The sequence below is a fragment of the Flavobacterium branchiophilum FL-15 genome (assembly GCF_000253275.1).
Taxonomy (GTDB): Bacteria; Bacteroidota; Bacteroidia; order Flavobacteriales; family Flavobacteriaceae; genus Flavobacterium; species Flavobacterium branchiophilum.
Genome location: NC_016001.1, coordinates 2,360,175 through 2,377,308, shown reverse-complemented (window position 1 = coordinate 2,377,308; position 17,134 = coordinate 2,360,175). Strand labels below are relative to the sequence as shown.

Sequence of the window (17,134 nt, the reverse complement as noted above, 5' to 3'; positions counted from 1 at the left end):
TATAAAAATATTATTTTACAAGTATTTATATTAATGAATAATTTAAAAAGCTTTTTAACAATATTATTTGGCCAATAATTGCGGGTTTTTCATTCCCAAAAAAAAATGAAAACGTTTAGCTGATCATTTTCAGCATTAGGACGAAATCTAACCGTGCAAGTCCAAAAAAAATGGCACATAAATAATTTAAAAAATGAAAAAAATAATTTAAAGAGTGAAAATAATTCGGCTTCATTTGTGGAAGTTGAAAAGATTTCAAATGAGGATTATCCTTGTAGATGGAGAGTATGTTATTACAATAACGGTTCATTAATTGGCTGCTCTGCATGGACTTATGGAGAATGTTTAGATACAGTTGTAATTAAAACCAAATAATTTGTTTTTCTTATATTTAGAAAAAACGCATAATTGAAGTAAATCTAAAATACCAATTGGGTTATTTATAACCCAATTGGTATAAATAATACTAAAATGAAAAAAATAACCGCCTTACTAATAATAACATTTCTTTGTCAAAATTTACATTCGCAAGAGACAGGTGTTTTTGGAAAAATTGAATATGAACAATCAACTCATTTTTCGACAACATTTTATCGAAATTTTTCATTGAAATTTGATATGAAAAACTCGTTATACGAAGAAAAAGTGATATTGAAAGAGAACGGCAAAATGAAACAAACCAATACTGATGATGGGCAAATATTAAGTTTTGATGTAGTCAGAAACAATAAAACCCCTGAGTTTTTTTATAATGATAGGAAAAATTTTTATTTCATGGAAATTTGGTTTGACAAAGAGTTACTCGTAAAAGAAGACTCATTTGAATGGCAGTGGAATTTAAGTGAAGAGGTAAAAAAAATTGGTGGATTTGAATGTCAAAAAGCTACAATAGATTTTAGAGGACGTACTTATACGGCATGGTTTACAACTCAAATTCCTGTACCGTTCGGACCATGGAAATTTCAGGGGTTATCAGGGATTATTTTGGAAATATACGATGCAGATGGTGTTTTTCATATAACTGCAAAAAAAATAGATGTTTCTAATAACTCGAACGAAAAACTAATAATGGCTTCCAAAAAACTAGAAAATCCAATTACATTGATAGAGTATTTAGACAAAAAGAAAGCACTAATTAAAGAAGAATTTGAAAAAGTGTCAAGTAGATTACCGAAAGGATATGAAAAAATAGTATATGACGAAAACTGTGATGATTGCAGCGAAGATATTGAAAAGATTAAACGCTAATAAACTGATTATAATTTTGTTAGGGTTTATATTTAGTACTAACTTATGTGCCTCGCAAATAATTTTGAAAGGTTTTGTGAGAAATTCAAAACAAGAACCCATTGCATTTGCAAACATAGTTGTAAAAAAAGGGAGTTCTATTGCAGTGTTACACTATACCTACACAAACGAAACAGGTGCATATAAATTGAACTTACCTAGCGGATTGTATAAAATATCTTTTTCAAATTTAGGATACGAAACTAAAACCGTTGAGATAGAGATACAAGAATCCAAACAGGAATTGCAACAGGACATGAATTTGAAAGAAATGCCTTTTTCATTAAATGAAGTGGTTGTCAAGACATCTTTGCCAATAAAAATAAAAAAGGATACTATAATATTTAATGCAAAATCATTTTTAAAAGGAGATGAACAAGTTGTTGAAGATTTGTTAAAAAAAATACCTGGCATCAAGGTTTTATCAGACGGAACTATTAAAATTGGTAATCAGGAAATTGAAAAATTGATGATTGATGGTGACGATTTATTAGAAAGTGGTTATAAAATTTTATCAAAAAACATGCCTGTAAAACCAATTGATAAGATTGAATTATTTCAAAACTATTCAAACAATAAACATTTGAAAGGAATTGAAAATAGTCAGAAAGTAGCTTTAAATTTGACACTAAAAGAAAATGCCAAAAATATTTGGTTTGGAAATACTCTTTTGGGTTACGGATTGGTATCTGCAAACAGATATGAATTTAAAACAAATGTGATGAATTTTGGAAAGAAAAACAAATATTTTTTCTTGAGCAATCTAAATAATGTTGGTTTTGATGCCGTAGGAGACATCAATCACTTAATAAGACCCAATCGATATGATGAAGTTTCTCATATTGGCGATAACCAATCGGCTTTTTCGATAATCACTTTAAATCCCTTTTTACCAGATTTAAAACTCAAAAGAATCAAAATCAATAACGACGAAATGATTTCGTTGAACAGTATTTTTACACTTTCAAAAAAAGATAAATTAAAAGTGCTATTGCTTTTAAATACTGACGAAAATAGTATTGTAAGGAATAAAGAACAATATTACAATGTTGGAGATACAAATTTTCAAAATTTGGAAAAAAACATAATCAAAAATAAGCAAATTACTGGTTTTGCAAAATTAGACTATACAAGCGAAATTTCAAAAACTAAAACCCTAGAACTTTCATTTAAAATTAACAAAACTAATGATAATATTAACAGTGATTTAAAATTTAACAACACGCTCCTCAATGAAAACCTTAACTCTTACAACCATCTTTTAGACCAAAAAATAGTTTTTACTAATAAATATAAACCAAAAAAAGTAATTATTTTTACTGGTAGATATATTAACGAGGCTACTCCACAAGACTATACCGTTAATCAATTTGTTTTCCAAGGTTTGTTTCCTGAAAATGCCAATAATACTAAACAATATAGTCGAAACAAAATGCAATTTGCGGGTATAGAATCTCATTTGTTTAATAAATTGGAAAACGGTAATTTGTTTGAACTTAAAATTGGGAATCAATTTCGAAAAGACGAACTCGACACAAGATTAGATTTGTTTCCTGAAAATTCAAATATAGCTTTATTAGATAATTACAAAAACAACTTGAGTTACACCTCAAATGACTTATACATATCTGTAAAACAACAATTTAAATTCAAAACAATTTCAATAGCACCTCAATTTGATATACATCAACTTTTTAATCAATTACTTCAAAATAACACCAAAAGCAATCAAACCCCTTTATTTATTAATCCTAAATTTACATTTGATTGGGAGATAAATGACAAAAGTAAAATAATCCTAACAGGGGCATACAACTCTAAAAATAACAATGTTTCAGATTTATACAGCGGATTTATACATACCGCTTTTCGAGATTTAACAAAAGGAGTAGCCGCATTTAATCAACTTCGTGCAACCGTTGGAACTATAAATTATACAAATGGTAATTGGAATGATACATTTTTCTTCAATACATTAATAATTGTTTCAAAGAATCATGATTATTTAGGTACTAATTCAACCATTACACAGAATTATAATATTTCTGAAAAAATATTAATAAAAAATCAAAATTTCATTTCTTTGTCATCAGATATTGATTATTATTTCCGAGCAATAAAATCAAACATGAAAGTTTTTTTTAATGTTTCTGTAATTGATTATAAAAACGTTGTAAATAACTCTGATTTGAGAAAAGTAATGAATAATAATACTTCAACAGGAGTTGAATTACGTTCAGGGTTTAAAAGTCTTTTCAATTTTCATATTGGAACCAAATATAGTTTTAGCAAGGTAGTTTCAAACGCAACAAACTCATTTACAGATAATCTAAGCTTTTTAAACTTATCATTTATTTGGAATAAAAAGGTAAATTTTCAAGTTCAGTCAGAGCGTTATTATTTTGGTAATTTAGACAACGCAAATAAAGAATATTATTTTTTAGATTTTGAAGGTAAATACACTTTAAAAAATAATAAAATTACATTTTTTATTTCTGCAAATAATCTATTTAACACTAAAGTATTTAAAAATTATACTGTTTCAGACGTATATATTACCAAAACAGAATTTGGATTGATGCCTAGATATATGCTCTTGAAATTGGAATATAAATTTTAATACTTAAATTACAAATTTATATTTATTTGTAAATAAAAAAGATATTTTAAATAAAACAATAAAAAGCATTACAATATTTTGGACGTTCCCCAAGAGTCGGGTTATCCGTTCCAAACAACGTTCATTGAACTCCAAAAGTAATAAATATTGTGAAATAATCTACCACATTCAGAAACTATATTCGTGCAATACAACACCCCCCTTTTGGGAGCTGGGGGGCTTCTAAAAGATTTCCACTACTATCCCAAACGCAAAATGCTATAAAATATAGCATTCATCGTATTAAACCATGATTCGTCAATTTTTTTTTAGTTATGTAACATAAATTACAATTCATTCATTTATGCGTCATTACTTTTGCCTCATAAAATAAAAAAAATAAAAAAATGGATTTCATTTCGATGCTCAAAGAGCCTTGGCCTTGGTATGTTGCAGGGCCTTTAGTAGGACTTACAGTTCCCGCTTTATTAATTTTAGGCAACAAACATTTTGGAATTAGTGCCAACTTGCGTCATGCTTGTGCCATTTGTATGCCGGCCAAAATTCCTTTTTTTGATTATGATTGGAAAAAAGAAATTTGGAATTTTTTCTTTGTTATTGGTATATTATTGGGCGGAATTGTGGCTTTTACACTATTGGCAAACCCAAATCCAATTGAAATCGACCCTGGTTTAAGAGCAGAATTAGCTTTATACAACATTACAGACATCGACGGAATGTTGCCATCAGCCTTATTTTCGTGGGCCAATTTGTTTACAATCAAAGGTTTTTTGATGATGGTTGTTGGTGGCTTTTTAATTGGTTTTGGCTCTAGGTATGCGGGAGGTTGTACTAGCGGTCATGCTATTTCGGGCATTTCTAACCTTCAATTACCTTCTTTAATTGCTACTTGTTGTTTTTTTATTGGTGGCTTAATTATGGCAAATTTCATTTTACCTTTCATACTTTCATTATAATTTTAAAAAATAGATCATGCAAAACCAAAATACCGATTTTGAAACCCGTTCGCTCGACACCGTTTGTGTAAACGAAAGTCAATTGCAACACAAATGGTACCACAATATTAAATATTTGATAGTAGGCTTTTTATTTGGCATTGTTTTTATCAAAGCCGAAATCATTAGCTGGTACCGCATCCAAGAAATGTTTCGCTTTCAATCTTTTCACATGTATGGCGTGATTGGAAGTGCCATTGTGGTTGGAATTATTTCTGTTTTGATTATCAAAAAATATAATATCAAAACCATTTATGGCGAGCCAATTGAGTTTCACGACAAAACGTTCAACAAAGGACAAGTTATTGGAGGCCTTATTTTTGGACTTGGATGGGCCATTACAGGAGCTTGCCCAGGACCCATTTTTGCACAAATTGGCACTGGTGTAACTGTAATGATTGTTACCCTGTTTTTTGCCATTGTAGGCACATGGGTTTATGGCTATTTTAGAAATAAATTGCCTCATTAATCTGTTTTTATGATGAAAAAAACTGCCTTAATTTTAATTTGGATACTGCTTTTTCAAGGCATAATGCTTCATGCTCAAGCACACTCAAACAGCTGGTTTAGAGCTACTTTGAGTGTGCCAGTAAACGAAAAAATAAAAACAGAACTCGAGTGCCAACACCGCCGTCAAAATGGGTTTAACAACCTCAATCGATTCGATAAAGTATTGATGAATTCCATCAGAACGTGGGTGTATTATAAACCAAATAAAGAAATTACTTATTCAGTATCGCCTTTTGCTTATTTTGAAAATTATAAAATCATTCAAAATATTGCCGATGCTGATGCCATGCCTTCAAAAGAATACCGAATGGCAGTAGCATTAGAATGGCAACACGAAATGTTTCAAAAAACATTTTTAGTGAATCGAACAGCATTAGAATACCGTATTTTTGATGGTTCAACGCCAGATGTTTTACGACCAAGAAATAGATTATCAATAAGATACGATGTCAATTCTAAAATAAATTGTAGCGTTGGCGACGAAATTTTAATAAATGCTTCACACACAGACGCTACCCATTTTTTTGATCACAACCGATTGTTTTTTAATCTGGGTTATAAAATAAACCCTTCGATGAAACTGGATTTGGGGTATATGCACATTTCTAGGTTGCCAAAAACAAACGGAATACTTATTGAAGAAAATAATTTAATAGCCAATTTTACATATTCAATACAAAAAAATAAGAATAAAAAATAAATAAAATTGCTATAATTATAAAAAACAGAGAGGCTAAATATTTATAAAAATCATCATTTTAACTCAATTCTCAGTTATAATACCAAATATACATATAAAATAGTCCAATCTACTTGTTCTTTTTTGCTAAAATTATTAAAAAAAAATAGTTCCGTAGCCCAGCTATGCAACGATTTTTTTTGAAAATTTTTTCTAAAAAATAACTACGCATCTTTGGACTATTTTATAAATATATTTGGTATAACTTTAACCCTTTTTATTCATAAAATGGTTAAAGTTTTTTATTTATTTCAATAAAATAGATAAAAAAAGGAAAGAGAATTTAAAGCACTTTCAATAATTGAACTTATTTACATTTGGTGTTTTTCAATACGTAAAAAATGTATAAATTTGCCCTTATTATTTTACTCTATTTATGAACATCAAGTTGATTGCCATTGGCAAAACCGACAATAAAAACCTGCAAATATTGATAGATGATTATCAAAAAAGGTTGGGATTTTATATCAAATTTGAAATAGACATTATTCCAGATTTGAAAAACCTCAAAAATGTTTCGGAGAAAATTCAGAAAGAAAAAGAAGGAACATTGATTTTGTCAAAAATAACTTCAAGTGATCAATTGATTTTGTTAGACGAAAATGGCAAAATGTTTTCGAGTGTTGCTTTTTCTGAAGAAATTCAAAAAAAAATGAATGCCGGTATCAAGAATTTGGTTTTTGTTATTGGTGGTCCTTATGGTTTTTCGGAGGCCGTTTATCAAAAAGCACAAGGCAAAATATCGCTTTCAAAAATGACTTTTTCTCACCAAATGATTCGATTATTTTTTGTTGAACAATTATATAGGTCGTTTACCATTTTGAAAAACGAACCTTATCACCATCAATAAATGTTTTTTAATGACAATTGGCGTTTTCTTGTATAAATAATTGCATATTAGATGGTGATATATATGGTATATTCATACCTAAACCTCTTAATATAAATACAAAACCAATACAAATTCCAATAATAGGAATTATTTTTTGTATCTTATTTCGTACGGAAAGTGTTATCCAATTTTGAAACAAAACCACGCCACTCATTAATGGTATGGTACCCAATCCAAAACAACACATGAACAACATACCATGTACAACGTTTTGTTGTGCAATGGCACCAAATAAGGCCGAATATACCATGCCACAAGGTAAAAAACCGTTTAAAAAACCAATACTCAACAACGATTTATAGGTTTTTTGTTTGAATTGTTGCCCTAATTTTGATTTGATTTTTGATATAAAAATGAAGAAAAATTTTAAAAAAGGAATAGCATTGATTTTTTTTTCGGGAATTAAAAAAAATAAAATCATGGCTATTCCAATAAAAATAGACAGACTTTGTTGTAATCCTGCCAAATATAGCCCCTTGCCTAATAGTCCAAACAGCAAGCCCATCAAACTATAAGCGGTAAGGCGGCCTGTGTGATAGGTTAAGATTTGTAAAACCCTTTTAGCTTCGTTGTGCCTGTCCACAGGGAGCATAAGGGCTATTGGCCCACACATTCCGATGCAGTGCAAACTACTGAGAAGTCCAAATATGAAAGCTGTAAATAACATATTCGTTTTTTATAGATATAAATATTATCTTATGTATAAATTTTCTTTTAAAAGATAGGTCTTGTTTTTATACTGCCACTCTATACTAATATTCCATCGGCCAGCAACCAAATTTTGTTTCTGAATTTCCATTTTTTGTCCAGAAATGGGAACCGTAAAATCTAATTTTTGGTTAGAAGGTCTATAAAACGAAATTGTCCCTTTTAAACTCGAAAAATCCATTGTATTTGGAAACAAAATATCAATTGTTTGAGCATTATCCATGATTTGAGGTTTTGAATTAGAGTCAAAAGCGTTTTGTTCTTTTTGCATTTCGTCCTGAAAATGAGCATCATGTTTATAATATTCTGCAACAACCAGTTCGTTGTCGTATTTGGCATTGGATTGCACTTTGATAACAAAATACAAAATAAAGCTCATGAAGCCTACAAAAGCCAAAAATATACCCGTTCCCCAACTTACTTTAAATAGGCTATTTTGTTGATTATCAGACTGATTCATCGTTTTTAATATTTATAGTTAAAAATTTCTTGGACTTAAAAAACTGGTTTTGGTAGTTTCAATTTTATGATTGCCATCAAATACTTCTATTTCGAGTTTTGTTCTATCGCTTTCTAACAGAAAAGCATCAATTTCTATAAAAAGTGTTCCTTCGTTCATGCCTTGTTTGGGAACAATAATATCGTTTTTGCCCACCATTTGTATGCTTCCTTTAATATTTTTCAACTTAAAATGAATGTGATTAAAGTCATTATTTGTTTTATTAATTATTTTATAAGTAAAAATATTACTAATTTTATCGCCTTTGTGCTGAAATAATTGTCCTGGTAGTCGAAGAATGGTGGTTTCTACTTCGGTTCTTAAAAAAAGTAAGCCTATTAATATGCCCATCAAAATAAACAAAACAGCCGAATATCCTTTCATTCTGTTTGTGAATTGGAATTTTTCTTTTTTTTCTATTTCGTCTTCAGAGGCATATCGGATAAGCCCTTTTGGTAGTCCAACGCTGGTCATGATGGTATTACATTCGTCTATACAAGCCGTGCAGTTGGTACATTCTAATTGGGTACCGTTTCGGATGTCGATACCTGTCGGACAAACGTTTACACACAATCCGCAATCGATGCAATCGCCTTTTCCTGTGGTGGCTCTATCCTCGTTTTTATTAAATTTGGCTCTGCCCAATTCTTTTTCGCCTCTAACAAAATCATAGGCTACATTGATAGATTTGTTATCGAGCAGTACCCCTTGCAACCGGCCATAAGGGCAAGCAATAATGCACACTTGCTCTCTAAACCAAACAAAAATAAAATAGAAAACACCTGTAAAAATCAACAACGAAATTAAAGTACTCACATGGTGTTGGGGCCCATCCTGAACCATTTGTATCAAGTTGTCGCTACTGATTAAATAGGCCAAAAACACATTGGCAATTCCAAATGAAATTAATAAAAACAACAACCATTTGAAGGCTTTTTTTCTTATTTTTTCAGCATTCCATTCTTGTTTGTTCAATCGAATTTGAGCCCCTCTGTCGCCTTCAATCCAATATTCGATGCGTCTGAAAACCATTTCTAAAAATATAGTTTGCGGGCAAATCCATCCACAAAAGATACGTCCAAAAATAACCGTAAATAAAATGACAAATACCACGCCCACTATCATAAACAGTACAAAAATATAGAAATCTTGTGGCCAAAAAGGAAATCCAAAAATATTAAAACGTCTTTCCAAAACGTTAAACATCATCAATTGGTTGCCATTAATTTTGATAAATGGATTTAAAATTAATATAATTAATAAAAAATAACTCACTATTTTTCTGTAATTATACCATTTGCCAGATGGTTTTTTTGGAAAAATAAATTTTCTTTTTCCTTTGTCGTCTATTGTGCCTATGGAGTCTCTAAAACTTTGATTGGAATTTGACATTTTGAAAATTGTTACTACAAATTATGATATTGAAAAAGCATTTTGAAAATGTATCAAAATGCTTTGTATTTGACATTATTTTACAACAGTAGTTGCAGCAAGATCGGGCTTATATAAATCGCCTTCAGGAGCTTTGCCCTCTTTTGGATTGCTGCCTTGAAGCGACAATACATAACTGGCCACAAGCTGAATTTCTTTGGGTTTTAAGGTAGTTTTCCAGGCAATCATTCCTTTGCCATCTCGGCCACCGTTTGCTATGGTGTGAAACAAATTTTTGATAGAGCCCCCAAAAATCCAGTTGGCATCGGTCAAATTTGGTCCAATTTGGCCACCACCATCTGCTCTATGGCATGCGGCACAATTGTCTGTAAAAATGGTTTTGCCTTTTTCCAAATCGGCTTTTTCGGTAAGTAAAGTTACTTTTTCTTCGGTCATCAAATCTGGAGCTGTTTTAAGATATTCCTCAACATCAATTTTTGCTTGAGCCATTTCTTTTTGAAGCTCCATTTCTTGATTGTCTGCGCCCATTATATCGTATCGCACCAAGTAAATGGCGGCAAAAGCAATACAGGCATAAAAAAGGACAACCCACCATGGTGGCAAATTGTTGTCTAATTCTTTGATTCCATCATAGTCATGATGCAACAACAAATCGTTTTCGCTTTCAATTGGCGAGGTTTTGGTTAGTTTTTGCATCAGGTTTTTATACCATTTTTGCTGTGTTATGCCCAATTGACTTTCGGCAATGGCTTTTTGTTTTTCTTCATCTGTAAGCAGTTGAAACATCACGTTGTCCACGGCATATAATGTAACTTCAACAGCTATTAATACAAATAACAATACCAGTAAAAATACAGATACAATTGGATATTTGATAAATGCAGGTTGGTTGCCCGAATCTATAAAATATTCCACAGCACCAAATGTGAGGAAAAAAAACACTGGTACTCGTAAATAAGCAGGAAATATTTTATTCATAAACATATATTTTATTATTGAATTTTTTTTTTAGAAAACTAGGTTTTATGGTGTATTAGATTATCGTTTGGTATTTGATAATTCCTGTACAAATAATATTTAACTACCTTGTTTTCAATCATTTAACGGAATTTTACTTAATTCATCTATTTTTTCTTTTTTGTATGAAAAAACCCATATTCCCAATGTGACAAAAAAGATAAAGAACAAGAGTAATGACATAATTGGGTAAATAGACACTCCCGATATGGTTTCTAAATTGTGTTTTATTTGTTCAAACATGATGTTATTTTTTTTCTTTAGTATCAATTCCTAAACGTTGTACATAAGCAATCAAGGCCACAATTTCTCTTTCGTTCATTGGAACAAATTTTTCGCCTTTTGCAATAGCTTTTTTCTTACTTGCTTCATCGCTTTTTACAAAGTCGGGGTCGCTTTTCAAATTATTTTCAATTTGCAATGCTTGAGCTCTCAAATCTTTTTGAGCTTGAGCAATTTGCTGGTCTGTATAGGGAACCCCTAGTGTTTGCATGGCTTTCATTTTCTTTTCGGTTAATGACAAGTCCATGGCTTTGTTGTCAAACAACCATTTGTATGATGGCATAATGGACCCTTCGGAAATGCTTTGCGGACTCCAAAAGTGGTTGAAATGCCAGTTGTCGTTATACTTGCCACCTTCTCTTTGCAAGTCGGGACCTGTACGTTTAGACCCCCACAAAAACGGATGATCATAAACAAATTCTCCAGCTTTTGATTGTGGCCCATAACGTTCTACTTCGCTTCTAAATGGTCTGATCATTTGCGAATGACAGCTTACACATCCTTCACGGATATACAAATCTCTACCCTCGAGTTCTAAAGGGGTATATGGTTTGACACTTGCAATGGTTGGGATATTGGATTTTACCATTACGGTAGGCACAATTTGAATAATACCTCCAATTAAAATGGCTATGGTTGCCAAAATTGTAAGTTGAATGGGTTTACGTTCTAGCCAAGGATGGAATTTTTCACCTTTCAATCGGCTGCTGCTTATTTTTTGTAAAGCAGGTGCTGCGGCCAATTCGTCTTCGATGCTGGCATTGGCTTTGATGGTTTTGATGATATTGTAAACCAACACCAACATGCCTATCAAATACAAAGTACCTCCCACGGCTCTCATGGCATACATTGGCATGATTTCTTTGACAGTTTCGAGGAAGTTTCCGTAGGTTAAAGTACCATCTGGATTGAACTGTTTCCACATCGAAGCTTGCAAGAAACCAGCTACGTACATTGGTAAAGTGTATAAAATAATTCCTAAAGTACCTATCCAGAAATGGAAATTAGCTAATTTTTCTGAATACAATTTGCCATTGGTCATGCGAGGAATCAACCAATAAATCATTCCAAATGCCATAAAACCATTCCAAGCCAATGCTCCAACGTGTACGTGGGCAATAATCCAATCGGTAAAATGGGCAATGGCATTAACGTTTTTTAAAGACAACATTGGCCCTTCAAAAGTAGCCATACCATAACCAGTAATGGCCACAACAAAAAACTTCAACACAGCATCTTGTCTTACTTTGTCCCAAGCCCCTCTAAGGGTTAAAAGGCCGTTGATCATTCCGCCCCAAGACGGTGCAATAAGCATGATTGAAAAAACGACTCCAAGATTTTGAGCCCAATTTGGCAATGCCGAATACAACAAATGATGAGGGCCAGCCCAAATATAAATGAATATTAAAGACCAAAAGTGAATGATAGATAATCTATAAGAATATACGGGTCTGTTGGCGGCTTTAGGTAAAAAATAATACATTAGACCTAAAAATGGAGTGGTTAGGAAAAATGCTACTGCATTATGACCATACCACCATTGTACCAAGGCATCCTGAACGCCTGCATATACAGAATAACTTTTTAGTCCCGATACGGGAAGTTCTAAACTATTGAAAATGTGCAATACGGCTACTGTTACAAAAGTGGCAAGGAAAAACCAAATGGCTACATATAAGTGTCTTTCACGTCGCTTGATCATGGTACCAATCATGTTGATACCAAAAACAACCCAAATTAAGGCTATAGCAATATCTATTGGCCATTCCAGCTCGGCATATTCCTTCGAGGTAGTAATTCCTAATGGCAATGTAATAGCCGCAGCAACAATGATAAGTTGCCAACCCCAAAAATGGATATTGCTTAAAGTGTCGTTATACATTCGGGCTTTGAGTAAACGTTGTAAGGCATAATATACGCCCGCAAACATTGAATTTCCTACAAATGCAAAAATAATAGCATTGGTGTGTAAGGGTCTTAATCTTCCAAAACTTAACCAGGAAATCCCTTCGGTTAAATTTGGAAAAATAAACATCAAGGCTAAAATTAGCCCCACAAGCATTCCTACAACACCAAATAAAATAGTGGCATAGAGAAACTTCTTTACAATTTTGTTGTCGTAATAAAATTGTTGCATTTCCATAAAATATAATGATTGATTTAAAATTTACTTTTTTGAAAGGTTCTTTTTTACTAATTCGTCGTCAAATAACATACGAACAGAAGGGGTATAATCGTCGTCAAATTGGCCTGATTTGACTGCTCTTATAAAAGCTGCCAAAAATCCGATGGCTACAATTATACTGATGGATATTAATAGGTAGATGACACTCATGATTATTTGCGGTTTTGATACCACAAAGTTACTATTTTTATGTATAACAAAATATGATATTTGTCATGTTTTTAAAATTTTTAACAGTCAAATGGTGTTTTTTAATAGACAAAATACAGTTATTAATTATAATTGACGAATGTGTTTTATAAAATATTTGATTTTCAGTCCATTTGCTTTTTATTTAGAATTGAAATAAAGCTGTTTTTTTAATAAACTAAATATCGAATTGGAAGTTAGAAGTTTTTCATGAAAGATAGCAGTAGAAATCCTTTTATGCCCCACTTTTTTGGAAAAAAAAGATTATCTTACAATATTATATTTCTTTTGGAGTTCAATGAACGTTGTTTGCAACGAATAACCCGAGCCGAAGTTTTTACGGAGGGACACGCCCAAAATAATATTTGATTATGTAAGTAAAAATGACTATTTGATTGATTTGTTTATGAATAATTATTTATTTTTAATATAAATGTTATTACGATTTGCTAAATCAAACTAAATAATACCAAATATATTTATAAAATAGTCCAAAGATGGGTAGTTATTTTTTAGAAAAAATTTTCAAAAAAAAAAATCGTTGCATAGCTGGGCTACGGAACTATTTTTTTTGACTCATTTTAGCAAAAAAGAACCAATTGAAAACCAACATAAAATCTTATATTTTTGGGCGTGCCCCTCCGTAAAACTACGGGTCGGGCTATTCGTTGCAATCTTTTTTGTTTTTTTAAAGAAAAAAAACAAAAAAGGATTTCCACTGCTATCCCTCACGCAAAACAACAACACAATCATACAAACATCTTGCTTCAAAACAGCACATTGCAGTCCACCAAAAAATATTTTTATCAAAAAAAATCATCAAACCCCAATTAGAACAGCTTATGGTATGGCCGGTTAAACGCACGTCAAAGAAAATAATTATCACAACCGTGGCCATATCTTGTAATAGTAAAGGAAAAATTTCCGAAATTGCCAACTTTTCTATTGAATTGGTTTTTGGGTTGTAATTTCATACAGGAAACATCCGTATAAAAGCAGGAACAGCTCAAAAATTAGAACACAACATGATTTCTACAACAGTTATGATCAAACTCAGACGGGTAAAAGGCAGTAAAACGATAGACTTGCAATGGTCTAACAAAAAATTATTCAAACGAGGCGTCAAAATCATTGTGGAAGAATTAAAAACAAACGAGGCAAAAGTAGCTTATTTATTACAAAAATAACAAAATGTAAGTACCTTTCGCTCATTAAAAAACATTTAATATTAACAAAAACTAATACAATTTATGACTCCAAGTGCCATACTTTTACTCATTATTATCTATTTTGGAATGTTGTTTATGATTTCTTTTTTGTCTAGCCAAAACGACAACAGCAACGACGCTTTTTTTAAGGCCAATAAAAATTCAAAATGGTATCTTGTAGCCTTTGGCATGATAGGTACTGCACTTTCTGGAGTTACATTTATCTCTGTTCCAGGCGAAGTTGGTGCCCCAACAGGCGAACAATTCAAATATTTTCAGTTTATTTTGGGCAATGCTCTAGGGTTTATCATCATTACAAAAGTGCTCTTGCCCCTCTATTATAAAATGAATTTAACCTCCATTTATGGTTATATCGAACACCGAATGGGCGTAAGAAGCTACAAAACAGCGGCCCTTATTTTTTTAATTAGCCGTACAATAAGTTCTGCTTTTAGATTATATTTGGTAGTAATTGTTTTACAAAGATTCGTTTTCGATTTTTACCATATCCCATTTGCTTTCACCGTTTTGATCTCATTGTTGTTGATTTTTTCTTACACTTATAAAGGCGGACTCAAAACTATTATTATTACAGATACCTTACAAACATTTTTTCTGGTATCGTCTGTATTTATGACCATTTATTTTATATGTAATAGTTTGGATTTCAATAGCATAACCGCCTTTGAAGCCATCAAAAGCAGCCAATATTCAAAAGTATTTTTCTTCGACAATTTTGTAGAAAGCAAATTTCATTTTGTCAAACAAATTTTGGGAGGCATCTTTGTTACCATTGCCATGGTAGGACTAGATCAAGATTTGATGCAAAAAAACCTAAGCTGCAAAAACATTCAAGATGCACAAAAAAACATGTTTACTTTTACAGGTATTTTTGTAATTATCAATATATTCTTTCTAAGTGTAGGGGCTTTATTATACCTTTATGCCCAAAAATACAACATACAAACCCCACTCGATTATGTGTCGGGCAAGCCACGAACAGATTTACTCTTTCCAGAAATTGCCCTCAACCATTTGACAATAGTTCCTGCCATCGTTTTCTTATTAGGACTCATTGCGGCCACTTTTGCCACCACCGACTCCGCCCTAACGGCTTTAACAACCTCGTTTTGTGTTGATTTTTTAGGCATGGACAAACAAGCAAATGCACACAAAACCAATATGGTTCGCACCCGACACTTGGTTCATTTTGCCTTTTCGGGCATCATATTTTTAGTAATTTTAGTCTTCAATGCCATCAACGACAGCTCCGTAGTAGGCATGATTTTCAAGGTAGCCTCTTATACTTACGGCCCTCTTTTGGGGCTTTATGCGTTTGGATTGTTCATGAAATCCAAAACCGTAAACGACCGCTGGGTACCATTTATTTGTTTACTTTCGCCTGCAATAACCTTTATCATCAACGACAATTCTAAAACCCTATTTGGAGGTTATGTTTTTGATAACGAACTCATTATCCTCAACATGATGATCACATTTATTGGCCTTTTTACCATAAGCAAAACCAAGATATAATTTTTTTGAAGTCGAAAGTTTTTAAGTCAAAAAAGAAGCAAGACGAAAGATAAAAGAAGCAAGATGAAAGATAAAAGAAGCAAGATGAAAGATAAATGATGTAAGATAAAAGAAGCAAGTTGAAAGACTTGAAGTTTTGAAGAGCAGAAAATATATTAAATAATTAATAAAAAAGTCAAAAATAGTGTGGTTATTCTTTAATTCAAACATGTTATTTCCTGCAAGGTTTAAAAACCATGTAGGTATTATATCTGCAAAATCTACACAGCCCTACACGCTTAAAAAAATAGTCTAGGCATTCTATAAATCAAACATTCTATTTTCTGCAAGGTTTAAAAACCTTGTAGGTATTATATCTGCAAAATCTACACAGCCCTGCACGATTAAAAAATAGTCTAGGCATTCTTTAAACCAAACATTCTATTTCCTGCAAGGTTTAAAAACCTTGTAGGTATTATATCTACAAAATCTACACAGCCCTGCACGGTTAAAAAATAGTCTAGGTATTCTTTAAATCAACATTCTATTTCTTATAAGGCTCAATAAATTGTAAGTACTTGTTAATTGGACGTAGTATAATTTTAACGTCCACACTTGAAAGAAAAATAAAGAGTTTAAAACCAACATATTAGCCAATACAATACACTAATTGCTAGCCAAAAAATCAGGAGCCGCCACATTTGGCATTTTCACGAAGGGGCAGTTCCCGCCATTCGCTGTATCTTTTTGTTTTTATAGAAAAAACAAAAAGGATGCCGCTACTGTCGGGGCTAGGTTGCCACTTTGGGTTGTGATGCGGGTGGTTATTAATTATTCGATACTTTCCAAAAAAGTGCATAAAGTTTTATTTTGAGGCTAATTAATAAAAAAACCGAGCAATTTTTTCGGTTTTTTGTTGCTTATTTTTTTTGAAAAAAATAAAACAATTTAAAAGGGATTATTATTAATGCGAATGGGATTAAAAAAAATAGCAATGTATAAAAAGTCCAACTAGAATTAATATAATGTTCTGTTTCTAAAAAATATATCAATAAAGTATAGAAAACTAAAGTCAAAAACATTTTAAAAAAATAAT

General features: G+C 31.7%; 15 protein-coding genes. 8 read left to right on the top strand and 7 right to left on the bottom strand.

The window, feature by feature from the left end; genetic code table 11:
• Positions 1-471: 471 nt before the first annotated feature.
• The 6 genes from FBFL15_RS10265 to rlmH all read left to right on the top strand — a co-directional run bounded on the left by FBFL15_RS10265 (position 472) and on the right by rlmH (position 7,001).
• Complete coding sequence (locus tag FBFL15_RS10265; protein ID WP_014084524.1) at positions 472-1,248, top strand: GLPGLI family protein; 777 nt, start codon at positions 472-474, stop codon at positions 1,246-1,248.
• Between the two features lie 76 nt (positions 1,249-1,324).
• Complete coding sequence (locus tag FBFL15_RS10260; protein ID WP_231847462.1) at positions 1,325-3,907, top strand: TonB-dependent receptor; 2,583 nt, start codon at positions 1,325-1,327, stop codon at positions 3,905-3,907.
• A gap of 386 nt (positions 3,908-4,293) precedes the next feature.
• Positions 4,294-4,863, top strand: a complete 570-nt coding sequence (locus FBFL15_RS10255) for a YeeE/YedE family protein (protein WP_014084522.1) — start codon at positions 4,294-4,296, stop codon at positions 4,861-4,863.
• A 16-nt stretch (positions 4,864-4,879) separates the two neighbouring features.
• Complete coding sequence (locus FBFL15_RS10250) at positions 4,880-5,371, top strand: DUF6691 family protein (protein WP_014084521.1); 492 nt, start codon at positions 4,880-4,882, stop codon at positions 5,369-5,371.
• A gap of 9 nt (positions 5,372-5,380) precedes the next feature.
• Positions 5,381-6,112 (top strand): DUF2490 domain-containing protein, encoded by a 732-nt coding sequence (locus tag FBFL15_RS10245; protein ID WP_014084520.1) that lies wholly within the window; start codon positions 5,381-5,383, stop codon positions 6,110-6,112.
• A 415-nt stretch (positions 6,113-6,527) separates the two neighbouring features.
• Positions 6,528-7,001 (top strand): 23S rRNA (pseudouridine(1915)-N(3))-methyltransferase RlmH, encoded by a 474-nt coding sequence (gene rlmH, locus FBFL15_RS10240; RefSeq protein WP_014084519.1) that lies wholly within the window; start codon positions 6,528-6,530, stop codon positions 6,999-7,001.
• A gap of 7 nt (positions 7,002-7,008) precedes the next feature.
• On the opposite strand, the gene FBFL15_RS10235 is transcribed toward rlmH, so the two are convergent.
• The 6 genes from FBFL15_RS10235 to ccoS form a co-directional block, all read right to left on the bottom strand.
• Positions 7,009-7,710, bottom strand: coding sequence for a sulfite exporter TauE/SafE family protein (locus FBFL15_RS10235; RefSeq protein ID WP_014084518.1), 702 nt, complete (start codon positions 7,708-7,710; stop codon positions 7,009-7,011).
• A 24-nt stretch (positions 7,711-7,734) separates the two neighbouring features.
• Positions 7,735-8,211, bottom strand: coding sequence for a FixH family protein (locus FBFL15_RS10230; protein WP_014084517.1), 477 nt, complete (start codon positions 8,209-8,211; stop codon positions 7,735-7,737).
• Between the two features lie 18 nt (positions 8,212-8,229).
• A complete protein-coding gene (gene ccoG, locus FBFL15_RS10225) occupies positions 8,230-9,642 on the bottom strand; it encodes a cytochrome c oxidase accessory protein CcoG (protein ID WP_014084516.1) in 1,413 nt (470 codons plus the stop codon).
• Positions 9,643-9,717: 75 nt separating this feature from the next.
• A complete protein-coding gene (locus FBFL15_RS10220; protein WP_044032254.1) occupies positions 9,718-10,620 on the bottom strand; it encodes a cbb3-type cytochrome c oxidase N-terminal domain-containing protein in 903 nt (300 codons plus the stop codon).
• A gap of 286 nt (positions 10,621-10,906) precedes the next feature.
• The gene (ccoN, locus tag FBFL15_RS10210) at positions 10,907-13,084 is read right to left on the bottom strand and encodes a cytochrome-c oxidase, cbb3-type subunit I (protein ID WP_014084513.1); all 2,178 of its coding nucleotides are present in this window, start codon (positions 13,082-13,084) and stop codon (positions 10,907-10,909) included.
• A 24-nt stretch (positions 13,085-13,108) separates the two neighbouring features.
• On the bottom strand, positions 13,109-13,276 hold the full coding sequence (ccoS, locus tag FBFL15_RS10205) for a cbb3-type cytochrome oxidase assembly protein CcoS (protein WP_014084512.1): 168 nt from the start codon (positions 13,274-13,276) through the stop codon (positions 13,109-13,111).
• Positions 13,277-14,340: 1,064 nt separating this feature from the next.
• Between ccoS and FBFL15_RS16525 the strand changes: the two genes are divergently transcribed.
• Both FBFL15_RS16525 and FBFL15_RS10190 read left to right on the top strand, forming a co-directional pair.
• Positions 14,341-14,502, top strand: a complete 162-nt coding sequence (locus FBFL15_RS16525) for a hypothetical protein (RefSeq protein ID WP_158309098.1) — start codon at positions 14,341-14,343, stop codon at positions 14,500-14,502.
• A gap of 63 nt (positions 14,503-14,565) precedes the next feature.
• A complete protein-coding gene (locus FBFL15_RS10190) occupies positions 14,566-16,059 on the top strand; it encodes a sodium:solute symporter (protein WP_014084511.1) in 1,494 nt (497 codons plus the stop codon).
• 664 nt (positions 16,060-16,723) lie between these two features.
• On the opposite strand, the gene FBFL15_RS16520 is transcribed toward FBFL15_RS10190, so the two are convergent.
• On the bottom strand, positions 16,724-16,897 hold the full coding sequence (locus FBFL15_RS16520) for a hypothetical protein (protein WP_158309097.1): 174 nt from the start codon (positions 16,895-16,897) through the stop codon (positions 16,724-16,726).
• Between the last annotated feature and the right edge of the window lie 237 nt (positions 16,898-17,134).

Coding starts and splice junctions, on each gene's coding strand:
- FBFL15_RS10245 (WP_014084520.1), top strand. CDS start 5,381: ATGATGAAAAAAACTGCCTTAATTTTAATTTGGATACTGCTTTTTCAA.
- FBFL15_RS10265 (WP_014084524.1), top strand. CDS start 472: ATGAAAAAAATAACCGCCTTACTAATAATAACATTTCTTTGTCAAAAT.
- FBFL15_RS16520 (WP_158309097.1), bottom strand. CDS start 16,897: ATGCACTTTTTTGGAAAGTATCGAATAATTAATAACCACCCGCATCAC.
- FBFL15_RS10220 (WP_044032254.1), bottom strand. CDS start 10,620: ATGAATAAAATATTTCCTGCTTATTTACGAGTACCAGTGTTTTTTTTC.
- FBFL15_RS10190 (WP_014084511.1), top strand. CDS start 14,566: ATGACTCCAAGTGCCATACTTTTACTCATTATTATCTATTTTGGAATG.
- FBFL15_RS10235 (WP_014084518.1), bottom strand. CDS start 7,710: ATGTTATTTACAGCTTTCATATTTGGACTTCTCAGTAGTTTGCACTGC.
- ccoG (WP_014084516.1), bottom strand. CDS start 9,642: ATGTCAAATTCCAATCAAAGTTTTAGAGACTCCATAGGCACAATAGAC.
- rlmH (WP_014084519.1), top strand. CDS start 6,528: ATGAACATCAAGTTGATTGCCATTGGCAAAACCGACAATAAAAACCTG.
- FBFL15_RS16525 (WP_158309098.1), top strand. CDS start 14,341: ATGATTTCTACAACAGTTATGATCAAACTCAGACGGGTAAAAGGCAGT.
- FBFL15_RS10255 (WP_014084522.1), top strand. CDS start 4,294: ATGGATTTCATTTCGATGCTCAAAGAGCCTTGGCCTTGGTATGTTGCA.
- ccoN (WP_014084513.1), bottom strand. CDS start 13,084: ATGGAAATGCAACAATTTTATTACGACAACAAAATTGTAAAGAAGTTT.
- ccoS (WP_014084512.1), bottom strand. CDS start 13,276: ATGAGTGTCATCTACCTATTAATATCCATCAGTATAATTGTAGCCATC.
- FBFL15_RS10230 (WP_014084517.1), bottom strand. CDS start 8,211: ATGAATCAGTCTGATAATCAACAAAATAGCCTATTTAAAGTAAGTTGG.
- FBFL15_RS10250 (WP_014084521.1), top strand. CDS start 4,880: ATGCAAAACCAAAATACCGATTTTGAAACCCGTTCGCTCGACACCGTT.